Genomic DNA, 14,819 nt, shown 5'->3' with positions numbered 1-14,819 from the left:
TGGCCGTGCTGTCTGCTCTCCGCGGTGAGGGCGGCCAGCAGCGCGGTCAGCTTCTCCTCGGTGCAGCCGGGGAACCCGGCCGCCCGAACCGTCTCGGCGGCCGTCTCGCGCGCGGCGCGCGCGTCCGAGCCGCCCGCGGCCAGTACGGCGAGCGCCACGCTGTGCACCGCCTCGCGCAGCATGCCGGCCAGCCGGGAGGTGGTGGGCCGGTCCAGGGTGTCGGCGCCGAAGTGGCCGCGGCAGGCGACGCATTCGACGACGGGCCCGGCCGGACCGCGCGGGAGCAACGGGACGCCCAGAACGACGAAGCGGCGCCGCCCGGTCCGTCTGCGGTAGCGGCGGTCGCCTCCGCAGTCGGGGCAGAAGAAGTCGCCGTCATCGAGGGTGCGCCAGCTCGTGCGGACCCCTGCGAGACGTACACGGAAGGGTCGTTGGCGCATGACCTCGCACCTCCATCACGATTCGGCAACGTCGCCGGGTGACGTGATATTAACCACAGCCGGGCGTCGGAGACAGCCCCTGGAGAGTTTTTCGGCCTCTCGCAAGTCGCGTGTCGCCGACGCCCGGTGAGTGGTTTCGGTACGGAAATCCGTTACCTGTCCGTACGGAACCGCCTACCGCGGGCGCTGTTCACCGCCGTGGACGCGGTTCACCACCGGTGGGCGGCTCATGGCCGGTAGGCGCGGTTCACCGCCGAGACCGCCGCCTTGATGGAGGCCCGGACGATGTTGGCGTCGATGCCCACGCCCCACAGCACCTGCCCGCCGATGGCGCACTCGATGTAGGCGGCGGCCTGGGCGCCGACGCCCTCGCTCATGGTGTGCTCCACGTAGTCGAGCAGCCGTACGTCCACGTCGATGGCGTGCAGCGCGTCGAAGAAGGCCGCCAGCGGACCGTTCCCGGTGCCGCTGAGCACCACCGGCTCGCCGTCGACCACGGCCTCGACGGTCAGCGCGTCGGCGCCGTCGCTGGTGGTGGAGGTCTGCGCGCCGCGCAGCGCGATGCGGCCCCAGCTCTTCTCGGGGGTCGGCAGATACTCGTCCTGGAAGGCGGCCCAGATGTCGGCGGGCGTGACCTCGCCGCCCTCCGCGTCCGTCTTCTCCTGAATGATCTTGGAGAACTCCACCTGCATCCGGCGGGGCAGGTCCAGGCTGTGCTCGCCCTTGAGGACGTAGGCGATGCCGCCCTTGCCGGACTGCGAGTTGACGCGGATGACGGCCTCGTAGGAGCGGCCCACGTCCTTGGGGTCGATCGGCAGGTAGGGGACGGCCCACTCGACGTCGTCCACGCTCTTGCCGGCCTCGGCCGCGCGGGCCTCCATGGCGTCGAAGCCCTTCTTGATGGCGTCCTGGTGGGAGCCGGAGAAGGCGGTGTAGACCAGGTCGCCCACGTACGGGTGGCGCGGGTGGACCTCCATCTGGTTGCAGTACTCGTAGGTGCGGCGGATCTCGTCGATCTGCGAGAAGTCGATCATCGGATCCACGCCCTGGCTGAACAGATTCATGCCCAGCGTCACCAGGTCGACGTTGCCGGTGCGCTCGCCCTGCCCGAACAGACAGCCCTCGACACGGTCGGCGCCCGCCATCACGGCCAGCTCGGCGGCGGCCACCGCGGTGCCGCGGTCGTTGTGCGGGTGCACGGACAGACACACGTGCTCCCGGCGGGACAGCTGGCGGCCCATCCACTCGAACCGGTCGGCGTGGGTGCTGGGCGTGGAGCGCTCCACGGTCGCGGGCAGATTGAGGATGATCTCGCGGCCGTCCTCGGGCTGCCATACGTCCATGACGCCCTCGCAGACCTCCAGCGCGAAGTCCAGCTCGGTGTCGGTGAAGATCTCCGGGCTGTACTGGTAGCCGAAGACGGTGCGGTCGTCCAGCAGCTTCTCGGCGTACTCCAGCACCAGCCGGGTGCCGTCGACCGCGATCTGCTTGACCTGGTCGCGGGTGCCGCGGAAGACGACCTCACGGAAGACGGGGGCCGTCGCGTTGTACAGGTGCACCGTGGCGTGGTGGGCGCCCTTCAGCGACTCGACGGTCCGCTCGATCAGCTCCTCGCGGGCCTGGGTGAGGACGGAGATCGTCACGTCCTCGGGGATCGCGTCCTGCTCGATGATGGAGCGCACGAAGTCGAAGTCGGTCTGGCCGGAGGAGGGGAATCCGACCTCGATCTCCTTGTAGCCCATCCGGACCAGCAGGTCGAACATCTCCCGCTTGCGGGCCGGGGACATCGGGTCGATCAGCGCCTGGTTGCCGTCCCGCAGATCGGTCGACAGCCAGCGCGGCGCCTTGGTGATCCGGTTGTCCGGCCAGGTGCGGTCGGGCAGGTCGACGGCCTCGTACTGCCCGTACCGGTGGACCGGCATACCGGAGGGGCGCTGGCGTACCGAGGCGGCGGTCAGCGGGGTGGCGCGCCCGATGGGGGCCTGCGTCGAGCGGGCAGGCCGGGTGGGCTGCTGGGATGTCATGGCGTTCAGGCTCCTGGTGAGGTGGCTGTTCCAAGACCGACGACAGCACCGAACTCCGCGGGGAGGGGGTCGGCCTTGCGGTGGCTACAGACCCTCGCCGCGGCAGCTAAGAAGAAGCAGCCCGAAACGCATGATGTTCGCAGCATAACGGAGGCCCGGCGGGCTCTCAGTGGCGTATCACCATGCGGGATGCCCGAAGGCGGCAGCGGGACACGGGTGCCGGGCGCCGGAACGCGCGGGAGGGAGCGGGCGAGGGCGGGGCCGGTGGCGGAGGTGACAGCGGAGCGTGACGGCGAAGTCCGACGGCTGATGACGGTCACCGCGCGTGACCGGGGGTGCACGACGATAACGGAGAAGTGGGCGAAAAAGGACATCACACTACCCGGTTCAACACCGTTTTGCGCGAATCATCTCCGCAACCGGTGACAGGCCGGTAACGGAGTGCCACATTGCTCTGTATGAACGCACATCGCGCGCACTCACCGCAGACCCATCCCGTCTTCTGCACGATCGTGCCTCCACACCTCCTCGACCAGGTATCCAGGAACAGCGACGAGGTCCTCTCCCGGCCCGCCCGGCGCACGTTGGAGCGGGACGCGACCCAGCGCACCCGCCGCCAGATCACCACTGTGCGTCACGGCCTGCTCTCCGCAGCCCCCGTGGCGCCGGACATCGACCCCGCGGACCGCAAACCGCAGCGCACCATCTCCGACGCGGAGAACAAGGAGACGCTGCCCGGCAAGACGGTGCGGGAGGAGGGCAGCGAGCCCGTCCAGGACGCCTCGGTCAACCGCGCCTACGCGGGCCTGGGCGCGACCTTCGAGCTGTTCCTGAGCGTCTACGACCGCTACTCGATCGACGGCGCGGGGCTGGCCCTGGACGCGACGGTGCACTATGGCGAGGAGTACGCCAACGCCTTCTGGGACGGCGAGCGCATGGTGTTCGGCGACGGCGACGGCGAACTCTTCCGGGATTTCACCCTGCCGGTGGACGTCATCGGCCATGAGCTGACCCACGGCGTGACCCAGTACAGCGCCAATCTGGAGTACCAGGGCCAGTCCGGGGCGCTCAACGAGTCGGTCTCCGACGTCTTCGGCGCCCTGATCAAGCAGCACAGCCTGGGCCAGAGCGCACAGGACGCGGACTGGCTGATCGGCTCCGGGCTGTTCACCGACCGGGTGGAGGGCCAGGCGCTGCGCTCCATGAAGGCCCCCGGCACGGCCTACCACGACGACGTGCTCGGCAAGGACCCGCAGCCGGCGAAGATGGAGGACTACGTCAACACCGGCGCCGACAACGGCGGGGTGCACATCAACTCCGGCATCCCCAACCATGCCTTCTACACCCTCGCCATGGAGCTGGGCGGCAACGCCTGGGAGCGCGCCGGCCAGATCTGGTACGACACCCTCACCGGCGGTTCGCTGCAGCCGGACACGGACTTCGCGACCTTCGCCACGGCGACCACCGAGGCCGCCAAGTCCCGCTACGGCGACGGCAGCGACGAGCACGAGGCGGTACGCAAGTGCTGGTCCGAGGTGGGTGTGACCGCGAGGTGACAGCTCGCTGACGGCCTCGCTGACGGCCTCGCTGACGGCCTCGCTGACGGCCTCGCTGACGTCCTCGGCCCGATGCAGCCCCTGCGGTACTTAACGTGCGGCCGGATTGCCGGGAAGATGGACGTATGCGTATCACTGTCATCCGCACGGGTGGCTTCGGCGGGCTCACCCGCCGCGCCACCCTTCAGACCGCGGGCCGGCCCGACGCCGAGGAACTCGCGCACCTGGCCGACCAGGCGGTGCGCGAGGGCCTCGGCGCAGCGCCGATGGGCGTGCCCGACGGGTTCCACTACGAGGTCAGGGTGGAGACCGAAGGCTCCGCCACCACCGCCCACTGCGCCGACCCCAAACTCACCGAGGCGCAGTCGGCGCTGGTGAGAAAGGTGCTCAAGGAAGGAGCGTGAGCGGCCTGCCCCGGCCCCGTGCCCCGCTTCCGGCAGCCGTGCGGGCAGCGGCCCGAGCAACCGGCGCGGGCAACGGCCCGAGCCGGTGCGGGCAGGTGGTACCCGGTCAGGGCAGGTAGTACATGGGGTTGGGCAGCTTGACCTTCCGGTCGGCGTGCCCGCCCTTGAGATCGCTGTACTGGTCGCCGAAGTTGGCGAGGATGTCGTAGCCCTGCTCCTCGATGTGCTCGCGGGTGCCCGACTTGTACTCCACGGTCGTGCAGTCGCTGCCGCAGTCGAGGTAGGGGGGCGGGTGCTCCTCGTTCTTGAGGAAGAAGTGCTTCTTGTCGACCGGGTTCCTGTAGCCGACCTTCTTGAGGTTCCGCACGCTCCAGTCGCGCTGGTACTCCTTGCGCCCGGTCACCAGGAACACCGTGATGCCCTTGCTGTCCGCCCAGTTGACGAGCTTGCGCATCCCGAAGACCGGCTCCATGTTCTCGGTGCGCAGATAGTCGTCCTGCGCCTCGGGGGTGAAGTGGTAGCCGATCTTCCGCTCGAAGTTGTAGGTCAGCAGCGTGGTGTCGTCCACGTCGAACACGACGGCGGGCTTGTTCTTCGAGCCGCCCCCTGAGCGGTGTGCGCGCAGGTCCCGTTCGAGGTTCTTGCGGGCCTTGGCCGCGATGCGGCGCGTCTGCTGGGCGTAGTTGCTGTGCGGTGAGGCGTGGTGCTCGCCGTCCGAGGTCTCGATGTCGCCGTAGTACGCCTCGATTCTGGTCTTCACCTGGTCGAGGTTGGGAATCTCCTTGTCGGTCCTGGGCACCGCGTGGTCGGCCGTCGCCTGGCCGACCCCGAAGAGTGCCGAGCCCGCCACGGCGGCGACGGCCACCAGGGGCAGAGCGGAACGGAGAGAACGGGGCATGGCGCGGCTCCTCGCGGCGAGTTGGCAGGGGCATGAGAACCCGGAGAAGGTCCCCGGGAACGTAGCAGCGCAGCCAACCGCACATCTACGCGCGGAGATTCAACGATGGGCAAAACCTGCGACGCGGACTCGGCACTCTTGACCCTGCTTCGTTCAGCTCCTTAATCTCCGTACGCATACATAAACATCAGTGGGACCGGACGGCACCGGGCCGGAAGCGGGAGCAGCATGAGCACGCGCGTGAAGGACCTGACCATCACCGGCGTACGTCTCACCCCCGTGCTCGTCGCCGACCCGCCGCTGCTCAACACCCAGGGCGTGCATCAGCCGTACACGCCACGGCTGATCGTCCAGATCGAGACGGCGGGCGGGGTCACCGGAGTCGGCGAAACCTACGGCGACACCAAGTACCTCGATCTGGCACGGCCGCTGGCCGCGGCACTCCCCGGGACGTCGGTCAGCAACCTGAACGGACTCGCGTTGCGGGCCGGTCAGGTGGCGGTCGCCGAGGAACGGATCGAGGACGGTGTCGACGTCGGCGGCCTGCGCGGCACCCAGACCGCCGAGAAACTGCGGCTGTCGGTGCTGTCCGGCTTCGAGGTCGCCTGCCTGGACGCGCTCGGCCAAGCGCTCGGCCTGCCCGTGCACGCGCTCCTGGGCGGGCGGGTACGCGAGCGTGTCGAATACAGCGCCTACCTCTTCTACCGCTGGGCGGACCACCCCGCCCGCGCCCGCCGACCCGGCGCCGCGCCGAAACCCGCGGGCGAGCCCGACGACTGGCAGGCCGCGCTCGATCCGGCGGGCATCGTCGCGCAGGCCCGTCGGTTCGTGGACGAGTACGGCTTCGGCTCCTTCAAGCTCAAGGGCGGCGTCTTCCCGCCCGAGGAGGAGATCGCCGCCGTCCGCGCCCTCGCCGACGCCTTCCCCGACCGGCCGCTGCGGCTGGACCCCAACGGCGCCTGGTCGGTGGAGACCTCGCTGCACGTGGCGCACGAACTGCGCGACGTGCTGGAGTACCTGGAGGACCCGGCGAGCGGCACCCGGGCGATGGCGCGGATCGCCGCACACGCCGACGTGCCGCTGGCGACCAACATGTGCGTCACCACCCTCGAAGAGATCCCCGAGGCGTTCACCAGCGGCGCCGTCCAAGTGGTGCTCAGCGACCACCACTACTGGGGCGGGCTGCGCGCCACCCGCGAACTGGCCGCGTTCTGCCGCACCTTCGGCGTCGCCCTGTCCATGCACTCCAACACCCACCTGGGCATCAGCCTCGCCGCCATGACCCACGTCGCGGCCACCGTGCCCGACCTCGACCACGCCTGCGACAGCCACTACCCCTGGCAGACCGAGGACGTCCTCACCGAGCGGCTCGTCTTCCGCGACGGCTGTGTGGACGTCTCCGACGCCCCCGGCCTCGGCGTCCAGCTCGACCCCGACCGGCTCGCCGCCCTGCACGAGCGCTGGCTGGCCGACGACGGCACGCTGCGCGACCGCGACGACGCGGCAGCCATGCGAGTGGCCGACCCGGAGTGGGTCACACCCTCCGTGCCCCGCTGGTGACAGTCCGCGCCCGGCAGCCGCCAAGGGCGTGCGCCGGGGGCCTGGCCCGCCGTTCACCCCGCCGTCCCGCTCACCGTTCTCCTCACCGCTCGCGCCCGTGATCCCGTGCGGTGGAACACCGCCGCACGGGCCCCGTCCCCGACCCGGGAGGCACTATGGTCGGTGGCACGCCGCACGGTTGGTGGCAACCGCCGGTGGTACGCCGCGCCGGGCACCCCGCCGTGGCGGAACGGGGACAGCACATCGACGGGGAAGGCACGGTGAGCACGGTGAGCACGCGCGAAAACCCCCAGGCCGGTTCGCCGCCGGTCTCCGGCCAGGGGTGTTCCCAGCCCGGCCGACCGGGACGCGGCCCCATGGCTCCCCCGCACCCGGCGCACCCCGCGCACCCCCGGCAGGCGCACCGCGCCGCCCTCTCCCGCCCGCTCTTCGACCCGCTGACGGCGGTCCGCGCATCCGATGCCCCCCGCTGGGACGTCTATCTGACCGGCACCGTCTTCCTCGACATCATCTTCACCGGGCTGGACTCGGCGCCGGTACGCGGCACCGAGTCGTGGGCCCGCGGCATGGGCTCCTCCCCCGGCGGCATCGCCAACATGGCCACCGCGCTCGCCCGCCTCGGCCTGCGCACCTCGCTCGCCGCCGCGTTCGGCGACGACATGTACGGCGACTACTGCCGTGAGGAGTTGGAGGCGGGCGAGGGCATCGACCTCTCCCTCTCCCACACCGTCCCCGGCTGGCACTCCCCCGTGACCGTCTCGATGGCGTACGAGGGCGAACGCACGATGATCTCCCACGGGCACGAGGCACCGCCCAAGAACGCCGCCACCGCCTACGACCCGGACGCTCCCGAGTGCCCGCCCCCCGCCACCGCGTGCGTCTCCTCGCTGGTGCCGGGCCGCGCCCAGGAGTGGATCGCGACCGCCGCACGGCGCGGCAGCCGCATCTTCGCCGACGTCGGCTGGGACGAGACCGGCCGCTGGGACCTCGCGGCGCTGGCCGAACTGCCCGACTGCGAGGCGTTCTTGCCCAACGCCGCCGAGGCGATGCGCTACACCCGCGCCGACACCCCGTACGCCGCCGCGCACGCCCTGGCCGAACAGGTACCGGTCGCCGTGGTCACCATGGGAGCGGACGGTGCCTACGCCGTGGACGCCCGCACCGGGGAGACCGCCACCGTGCCGGGCATCGCCGTGGAGGCCCTGGACACCACGGGCGCCGGTGACGTGTTCGTCGCGGGATTCGTCACCGGCAGCCTCGCCGGGTGGCCGCTGGCCGACCGCCTCGCCTTCGCCGGGCTCACCGCCGCGCTGTCCGTCCAGGAGTTCGGCGGCTCCCTCTCGGCCCCCGGCTGGCCCGAGATCGCCGCCTGGTGGCGCCGGGTGGGCTCCCAGGAGCCCAGCTGCGGCCACTACGCCTTCCTCAGCCGCATCCTCACCGACTGCGCCGCCTCGTCGCCGCCCCGCCGCGCCGTCCCCACGCTCGGCTTCCGCGACCGCGAGGGCTGACACCCACCGCTCGGCCCCCGGCTCGTCTCCGCCTGAGGGAGCGGGCGGCGCCCCGGCCCGCCGTCCTGGCGCCGGTGCCCGCCCCGCACAAAACCGGTGAGCGGTCCTGAAGCCTCGTCGTACCCTGGAGGCGTAGTGGACGTACGCCGCAGCGAGGGAGATGAGCAGGCCCCAGAGGCCGCCCATGACGCAGACAACCCCATCCCAGGCCGGATCCGGGCAGGAGACAGCCCGCTTCACCGTGCCACCCAGCCACCCCATGGTGACGGTGCTGGGCTCCGGAGACTCTCTGCTGCGCGTGATCGAGGACGCGTTTCCCGGTACGGACATCCATGTCCGGGGCAACGAGATCAGCGCGACGGGTAACCCCGCGGAGGTCGCCCTGGTCCAGCGCCTTTTCGACGAGATGATGCTGGTGCTGCGCGCCGGCCAGCCGATGACGGAGGACGCGGTGGAGCGCTCGATCTCCATGCTGCGCGCACAGGAGAACGGCACAGGCGCCGTCGACGAGACGCCCGCCGAGGTGCTCACCCAGAACATCCTCTCCAACCGAGGCCGCACGATCCGTCCCAAGACGCTCAACCAGAAGCGCTATGTGGACGCGATCGACCAGCACACGGTCGTCTTCGGTATCGGCCCGGCCGGCACCGGAAAGACGTATCTCGCGATGGCCAAGGCGGTTCAGGCGCTCCAGGCCAAGCAGGTCACGCGCATCATCCTCACCCGGCCCGCGGTCGAGGCCGGTGAGCGGCTCGGCTTTCTGCCGGGCACGCTCTACGAGAAGATCGACCCGTATCTGCGGCCGCTGTACGACGCGCTGCACGACATGCTCGACCCCGACTCGATCCCCCGTCTGATGGCGGCCGGGACGATCGAGGTGGCGCCACTGGCCTACATGCGGGGCAGAACGTTGAATGATGCATTCATCATCCTGGACGAGGCGCAGAACACGAACCCCGAGCAGATGAAGATGTTCCTCACCCGGCTCGGTTTCGACTCGAAGATAGTGATCACGGGCGATGTGACCCAGGTCGACCTGCCCGGCGGGACGAAGAGCGGGCTGCGCCAGGTGCGGGAGATCCTGCAAGACGTGGAAGACGTCCACTTCTCGCAGCTGACCAGCACAGACGTGGTCCGGCACAAGCTGGTGGGCCGTATTGTCGACGCGTACGACCGCTACGACAACGCCCAGCAGGCCGCTCCGGCCCAGGGCGACAGCGCGGGCGCCGATGCGCACGCGAACCGTGGCCACCGCAAGAGGAAGTAGTCGGCACCACCATGTCGATCGACGTCAACAACGAGTCCGGCCGCCGGGTCGACGAGGAAGCGGTGCTCGACATCGCCCGCTACGCCCTGGCCCGAATGCGGATCCATCCGCTGTCCGAGCTGTCGGTGATCGCGGTCGACGCCGCCACCATGGAGCAGCTGCACAAGCAGTGGATGGAACTGCCGGGGCCCACCGACGTGATGTCCTTCCCGATGGACGAGCTGCGCCCGCCGTCCCGGGACGAGGAGGAGCCCCCGCAGGGCCTGCTCGGTGACATCGTGCTGTGCCCCGAGGTGGCCGAGAAGCAGGGTGCCGACGCACCGACGCAGCACTCCATGGACGAGGAGCTGCAACTGCTCACCGTGCACGGCGTGCTGCATCTGCTGGGCTACGACCACGAGGAGCCCGGCGAGCGGGCCGAGATGTTCGGACTGCAGTCCGCGATCGTCGACGGCTGGCGCGCCGAGCGCGGACTGGCCGGGCCCTCTCCCGCACCCACGACGACATCGTGAGCACGCCGCTTCTCGCCGCCGTCGTCCTACTGGTCATCGTGGCGTGGCTGGCCGCCTGCGCCGAGGCGGGGCTGGCCCGCACGACCAGCTACCGGGCCGAGGAGGCGGTGCGCCAGGGCCGGCGCGGCGGCGCCAAGCTGGCCGCGGTGGCCGCCGACCCGACGCGCTACCTCAACCTGGCCCTGCTGCTGCGGGTCGCCTGCGAGGTGGCGGCCGGTGCGCTGGTGACGTACGCCTGTCTGCGCGCCATCGACGGGACGTGGCAGGCGCTGGCCGTCGCCATAGGTGTGATGGTCTTCGTCTCCTATGTCGCCATCGGGGTGTCGCCGCGCACCATCGGCCGCCAGCACCCGCTGAACACGGCGACGGCCGCCTCCTATGTACTGCTGCCGCTGGCCCGCATCCTGGGCCCGGTGCCGCAGCTGCTGATCCTGCTCGGCAACGCGCTCACCCCGGGGAAGGGATTCCGCAAGGGACCGTTCGCCAGCGAGGCGGAGCTGCGCGCGATGGTGGATCTCGCGGAGCAGGAGTCGCTGATCGAGGCGGAGGAGCGGAAGATGGTGCACTCCGTCTTCCAGCTCGGTGACCGGCTGGTACGCGAGGTGATGGTCCCGCGTACGGACCTGATCACGATCGAACGGTTCAAGACGATCCGGCAGGGGCTGACGCTGGCGCTGCGCTCGGGTTTCTCGCGGATCCCGGTGGTCGGGGAGAGCGAGGACGACGTGGTGGGCATCGTCTACCTCAAGGACCTGGCCCGGAAGGTGCACGTCAGCCGGGACGCGGAGACGGAGCTGGTCTCCACCGCGATGCGGCCCGCCACCTTCGTGCCGGACACCAAGAACGCGGGCGATCTCCTGCGGGAGATGCAGAAGGACCGCATCCATGTCTCCGTGGTGATCGACGAGTACGGCGGCACCGCCGGGATCGTGACCATCGAGGACATCCTGGAGGAGATCGTCGGGGAGATCGCCGACGAGTACGACCGGGAGCTGCCGCCCGTGGAGGAACTGGGCGAGGGCCGCTACCGGGTCACGGCCCGGCTGGACATCGGCGACCTGGGCGAGCTGTTCGGGCTGACGGGGCTGGACGACGAGGACGTGGAGACGGTCGGCGGGCTGCTCGCCAAGTCGCTGGGCCGGGTACCGATCGCCGGCGCGACCACCACGGTCGATGTCTCCCAGGACCACTCCGACCCCACCCTGACGGGCCTGCGGTTGACGGCCGAGTCCCCGGCGGGCCGCCGCAACAAGATCGTGACGGTGCTCGTCGAGCCGGTCCGGGAGCCGGCCGCGGCGGACGGCGAGGAGAGTACGGCGCTCACCGAGAGCTGACGGAGCCGGCCTTGGTCCGCCGGGGCGAGGGGCCGCAGCAGCCCCTCGCCCCGGCGGTCGCTGTCACAGGCGGCACCTACGCTGTGGCCATGACGCCGGACGAGCTCAAAGCCTGCTGCCTGGAGCAGAACGAGGCGTGGGAGGACTTTCCGTTTCCCACCTACCCGGGGCTGTCCACCTTCAAGGTCAGCGGGAAGATCTTCGCCCTCAGCGCCCTGGGCGAGACGCCGCTGAGCGTGAGCCTCAAGTGCGATCCGGAGATCGCGGTGCGGCTGCGCGCGTCGTATCCGGCGGTGCGGCCCGGCTGGCACCTCAACAAGCGCCACTGGAACACGGTGACCCTCGACGGAAGCCTGTCGGACCGGACCGTACGGGAGATGGTCGAGGACTCCTACGACCTGGTGGTCGCCGGGCTGCCCCGGTGGGAGCGGCTGCGGCTGGGGCAGGGCTGACGCCTCGGGCGCACCCGGCCGCCACCACCTGTTCGGGGCCCCCGCTCGCGCTCCGGGGCGGCGACGGCTCCAAGCGGGCGCTGAGCAGCTTCGAGAGCGTCCGCGAGAGCTGCAGGAAGTTCACCACCGAGTACAACGCGGTCACCGTCGGGTTCACCGTCTCCCGGCTGAAGGTGCGAACCGGCGCCGACAGCGCGAGCGCCCGGCTGCGCGGCACCGCCCGGGGCGGCCCGGCCGACGGCAAGCAGCTCACCCTCGACCTGGTGCTGACGCCGGGCATGCCCGGCGTGCGCGGGGCTGCGCCCCGAAGGGGTGCGGGGAACTGCGCGAGCGGCCACACCGCTCCCGCAGCCCGCAGACGTCGGGCAGGGGCAGGCACTCTCCCGGCTACGGCCGCTCCGCAGGCCGGCGACGGCCCACCGTGAGGGCCACCAGGGCGCCGGTGGCGAGCAGGACGACGACATCGGCACCGAGACCCAGCTTGATCCCTCCCAGGGTGGCGGCATCGGCTGAGGTGCCGCCACTGCGCAGGACACCCGCCCAGCCGACGGACAGGGCGCTCAGCAGCGGGATGCCGAGCGCCAGGCCGAGTTGCATGGCGCTGGTGACCAGCGAGGTGGCGCGGCCCTGGTCGGTGTCGTCGAGCCCGGAGGTGGCGGTGACGCCGTAGGTGACGACGGCCACCAGATGCAGCCCGCTGGCCAGTGAGATGGCCACCACGACCAGCCACAGCCCGCTCCCGGCGCCCAGCCCCAGCAGCGCCGCCGTCAGCGCCCCCTGGCCGATCAGGGCGAGCGCCAGGGTGCGCGGGGCGCCGATCCGGCGGGCCACCCGGGGTGCGACGGCGCCACCCGCGACGGAGGCGAGCCCCTGCACGCCGAAGACCAGGCCGGAGACGAGTGCGGAGACACCCAGCAGGTCCTGGAGGTAGAGCGTCATCAAGAAGACCACGGCGGTCATCATCGAGACGGTGACGAGCCCGGCCAGGTTGCCGAAGGCGACATTGGGGCGGCGCAGCATCCACAGCGGCAGCAGCGGCTCGGCGCTGCGGGCCTCCACCCGGACGAACAGGACGAGCAGCGCCAGTCCGGCGACGATGGCGATCAGCACATCGGGGCGGGAGAAACCCTCCTCGGCTGCGGTGGACAGCCCGTAGACGACGCCGAAGAGCCCCCCGGTGACGGTCAGCGCGCCGGGCACGTCCAACCGGGTGCGCGGCCCCCGGCTCTCGCTCAGCAGCCGGGGCGCGGCCAGCAGCACCAGCACCCCGCCCACTCCGAGCAGCCCCATGGTGGAGCGCCAGCCGAGGGTGTCGGTGAGGATGCCGCCGACGACCATGCCGACGGTGAAGCCCAGCGCCATCAGGGAGCCGTTGATGCTCAGCGCCTTGGTCCGCTTGGGGCCCTCGGCGAACGAGGTGGTGATCAGGGCCATGCCGGTGGGAACCAGCGCGGCGGCACCGAGCCCTTGGAGTGCGCGGCCGGCCAGGAAGAGCGGCGCGGTGGGTGCGACGGCGGCCAGCACCGAGGCTCCCGTGAAGAGGGCCAGCCCGGTCAGGAACGTACGGCGGCGGCCCAACTGGTCGCCCAGGCGGCCGAAGAGCAGCAGGAAACTGCCGGTGGGGAGCGCGAAAGCGGTCACGGCCCACTGCAGCCCGGCCTCGCCCATCCCCAGGTCCGGGCCGAGGACGGGCAGCGCGACGTTCAGTACGGAGAAGTCGAGCGCGACGAGGAACTGCGAGGCGCACAGCACCACGAGGAGCAGGATCTCGCGCGGGGTGAAGCGCTGGGACGGCCGGGAGCCGGCCGGGCGGCCGGACGGTGCCGGGTGGTCGTGGTCGGGGACCGGCGTGGGCGCGGTCGTATCCGGTACGGAAGCGGTCGTTGGCATGATCACAGCCTGCTGGCGCGGAACATCCCGTGGGGAGCTGCTGTTTATGGTGGTGCCCGCACCACCAGTCAGGGAGGGGATCAGGTGGCCAGTGCTTCGAGGAGCCGACCGGAGACAGCCCGGCGCGGCGCGGAGCTGCGCACGTTTCTGCGCTCCCGCCGGGCCCGCGTCTCACCCGCCGAGGCGGGGCTGCCCGACGGCGGCCCCCGGCGCCGGACACCGGGGCTGCGCCGCGAGGAGGTGGCCGTGCTCGCTGGGGTGGGCGCCTCCTGGTACCAGTGGCTGGAGCAGGGCCGGGACATCACCGTCTCCCCGCAGGTGCTCGACGCGGTGGCGCGGGTGCTGCGGATGAGCGCTGCCGAGCGGCGGCATCTGTACGTCCTGGCGGGCCTCAACCCGCCGCTGCCCGAGTCCGAGTACGACCGCGACTATCTGTGCGACGGGTTGCAGCGGCTCATCGACACCTGGATGCCGTATCCGGCACACATCATGGACCCGTACTACAGCGCCGTCGGGCTCAACGAGTCGGCTCGGCTGGTGATGGGCATGGACGCGCAGGAGAACTGCATCATCAACTTCTTCTGCGACGAGCGCTACCGCGCCCGTTCGGTCAGCTGGGAGCAGAACGCGCCGGGCGTGGTCGCCGAACTGCGCGCCTCTCTGGCGGAGTGGCCCCAGGACGAGGGGTTCCAGCTGCTGCTGGAGGAGCTGCTGGCCAACAGCGACGACTTCCGCCGGCTGTGGGAGCTGGGCGATGTCTGCCGCCCCGGTCAGCGGCGCAAGGAGCTGCACCATCCGGTGGTGGGCGCGCTGCACTTCGAGTCGACGACGCTCCAGGTGCCGGCCCGGCCCGATCTCAGGCTCATCCTGCACAACCCGGTCGCGGGCACCGGCACCGCCGAGAGACTGCAGCGGCTGGCCGAGCCGGAGGTGCGCCGCGCCACCCTCCACCAGGTCGCGGGGTGAGGCACCCG

At 71.0% G+C, this 14,819-nt stretch carries 14 protein-coding genes; 10 read left to right on the top strand and 4 right to left on the bottom strand.

The window, feature by feature from the left end:
- Nucleotides 1-440: TerB family tellurite resistance protein (locus KBY19_RS23700; RefSeq protein ID WP_210966649.1), on the bottom strand; the 440-nt coding region annotated here is incomplete at its 3' end.
- Between the two features lie 227 nt (nucleotides 441-667).
- Nucleotides 668-2,464, bottom strand: a complete 1,797-nt coding sequence (gene leuA / locus KBY19_RS23695) for a 2-isopropylmalate synthase (RefSeq protein ID WP_099880671.1) — start codon at nucleotides 2,462-2,464, stop codon at nucleotides 668-670.
- 458 nt (nucleotides 2,465-2,922) lie between these two features.
- Here leuA and KBY19_RS23690 point away from each other — a divergent pair, with 458 nt between their 5' ends.
- Nucleotides 2,923-4,020 carry a M4 family metallopeptidase gene (locus KBY19_RS23690; protein ID WP_185016816.1) on the top strand — a complete coding sequence of 366 codons (1,098 nt, stop codon included), beginning with the start codon at nucleotides 2,923-2,925 and terminating at the stop codon, nucleotides 4,018-4,020.
- A 125-nt stretch (nucleotides 4,021-4,145) separates the two neighbouring features.
- Nucleotides 4,146-4,424, top strand: a complete 279-nt coding sequence (locus tag KBY19_RS23685) for a protealysin inhibitor emfourin (protein WP_210966648.1) — start codon at nucleotides 4,146-4,148, stop codon at nucleotides 4,422-4,424.
- 106 nt (nucleotides 4,425-4,530) lie between these two features.
- Here the strand turns inward: KBY19_RS23685 and KBY19_RS23680 are convergent, their stop codons facing one another.
- The gene (locus tag KBY19_RS23680) at nucleotides 4,531-5,322 is read right to left on the bottom strand and encodes an HAD family acid phosphatase (RefSeq protein ID WP_099880678.1); all 792 of its coding nucleotides are present in this window, start codon (nucleotides 5,320-5,322) and stop codon (nucleotides 4,531-4,533) included.
- Nucleotides 5,323-5,550: 228 nt separating this feature from the next.
- Between KBY19_RS23680 and KBY19_RS23675 the strand changes: the two genes are divergently transcribed.
- From KBY19_RS23675 to KBY19_RS23645, 7 genes are all read left to right on the top strand, one after another.
- The gene (locus tag KBY19_RS23675) at nucleotides 5,551-6,882 is read left to right on the top strand and encodes a glucarate dehydratase family protein (protein WP_210966647.1); all 1,332 of its coding nucleotides are present in this window, start codon (nucleotides 5,551-5,553) and stop codon (nucleotides 6,880-6,882) included.
- Nucleotides 6,883-7,142: 260 nt separating this feature from the next.
- Nucleotides 7,143-8,390: a PfkB family carbohydrate kinase gene (locus KBY19_RS23670; RefSeq protein WP_099886479.1), complete on the top strand. Its 1,248-nt coding sequence runs from the start codon at nucleotides 7,143-7,145 to the stop codon at nucleotides 8,388-8,390.
- 184 nt (nucleotides 8,391-8,574) lie between these two features.
- Nucleotides 8,575-9,657 (top strand): PhoH family protein, encoded by a 1,083-nt coding sequence (locus tag KBY19_RS23665; protein ID WP_099880684.1) that lies wholly within the window; start codon nucleotides 8,575-8,577, stop codon nucleotides 9,655-9,657.
- An 11-nt stretch (nucleotides 9,658-9,668) separates the two neighbouring features.
- Nucleotides 9,669-10,169: an rRNA maturation RNase YbeY gene (ybeY, locus tag KBY19_RS23660; RefSeq protein WP_099880686.1), complete on the top strand. Its 501-nt coding sequence runs from the start codon at nucleotides 9,669-9,671 to the stop codon at nucleotides 10,167-10,169.
- Nucleotides 10,166-11,503 (top strand): hemolysin family protein, encoded by a 1,338-nt coding sequence (locus KBY19_RS23655; RefSeq protein ID WP_210955346.1) that lies wholly within the window; start codon nucleotides 10,166-10,168, stop codon nucleotides 11,501-11,503. The genes ybeY and KBY19_RS23655 overlap by 4 nt, the downstream gene beginning before the upstream one ends.
- An 89-nt stretch (nucleotides 11,504-11,592) precedes the next feature.
- Nucleotides 11,593-11,955 (top strand): MmcQ/YjbR family DNA-binding protein, encoded by a 363-nt coding sequence (locus KBY19_RS23650; RefSeq protein ID WP_099886480.1) that lies wholly within the window; start codon nucleotides 11,593-11,595, stop codon nucleotides 11,953-11,955.
- On the top strand, nucleotides 11,925-12,380 hold the full coding sequence (locus KBY19_RS23645; RefSeq protein WP_210966646.1) for a hypothetical protein: 456 nt from the start codon (nucleotides 11,925-11,927) through the stop codon (nucleotides 12,378-12,380). The genes KBY19_RS23650 and KBY19_RS23645 overlap by 31 nt, the downstream gene beginning before the upstream one ends.
- On the opposite strand, the gene KBY19_RS23640 is transcribed toward KBY19_RS23645, so the two are convergent.
- Nucleotides 12,343-13,845 (bottom strand): MFS transporter, encoded by a 1,503-nt coding sequence (locus KBY19_RS23640; protein WP_210966645.1) that lies wholly within the window; start codon nucleotides 13,843-13,845, stop codon nucleotides 12,343-12,345. The two genes, KBY19_RS23645 and KBY19_RS23640, sit on opposite strands and share 38 nt — an antisense overlap.
- A gap of 84 nt (nucleotides 13,846-13,929) precedes the next feature.
- Here KBY19_RS23640 and KBY19_RS23635 point away from each other — a divergent pair, with 84 nt between their 5' ends.
- Nucleotides 13,930-14,811 carry a helix-turn-helix transcriptional regulator gene (locus tag KBY19_RS23635; protein ID WP_099880693.1) on the top strand — a complete coding sequence of 294 codons (882 nt, stop codon included), beginning with the start codon at nucleotides 13,930-13,932 and terminating at the stop codon, nucleotides 14,809-14,811.
- The last annotated feature ends 8 nt before the right edge of the window (nucleotides 14,812-14,819 follow it).

The organism is Streptomyces sp. B15 (genome assembly GCF_018070605.1).
GTDB lineage: Bacteria > Actinomycetota > Actinomycetes > Streptomycetales > Streptomycetaceae > Streptomyces > Streptomyces smyrnaeus.
This window is presented reverse-complemented; position numbering and strand designations above follow the sequence as displayed.

Excerpts from the sequence above, each read along its gene's own strand:
- KBY19_RS23640 (WP_210966645.1), bottom strand. The coding sequence starts at position 13,845 with ATGCCAACGACCGCTTCCGTACCGGATACGACCGCGCCCACGCCGGTC.
- KBY19_RS23685 (WP_210966648.1), top strand. The coding sequence starts at position 4,146 with ATGCGTATCACTGTCATCCGCACGGGTGGCTTCGGCGGGCTCACCCGC.
- KBY19_RS23675 (WP_210966647.1), top strand. The coding sequence starts at position 5,551 with ATGAGCACGCGCGTGAAGGACCTGACCATCACCGGCGTACGTCTCACC.
- KBY19_RS23665 (WP_099880684.1), top strand. The coding sequence starts at position 8,575 with ATGACGCAGACAACCCCATCCCAGGCCGGATCCGGGCAGGAGACAGCC.
- KBY19_RS23690 (WP_185016816.1), top strand. The coding sequence starts at position 2,923 with ATGAACGCACATCGCGCGCACTCACCGCAGACCCATCCCGTCTTCTGC.
- leuA (WP_099880671.1), bottom strand. The coding sequence starts at position 2,464 with ATGACATCCCAGCAGCCCACCCGGCCTGCCCGCTCGACGCAGGCCCCC.
- ybeY (WP_099880686.1), top strand. The coding sequence starts at position 9,669 with ATGTCGATCGACGTCAACAACGAGTCCGGCCGCCGGGTCGACGAGGAA.
- KBY19_RS23650 (WP_099886480.1), top strand. The coding sequence starts at position 11,593 with ATGACGCCGGACGAGCTCAAAGCCTGCTGCCTGGAGCAGAACGAGGCG.
- KBY19_RS23680 (WP_099880678.1), bottom strand. The coding sequence starts at position 5,322 with ATGCCCCGTTCTCTCCGTTCCGCTCTGCCCCTGGTGGCCGTCGCCGCC.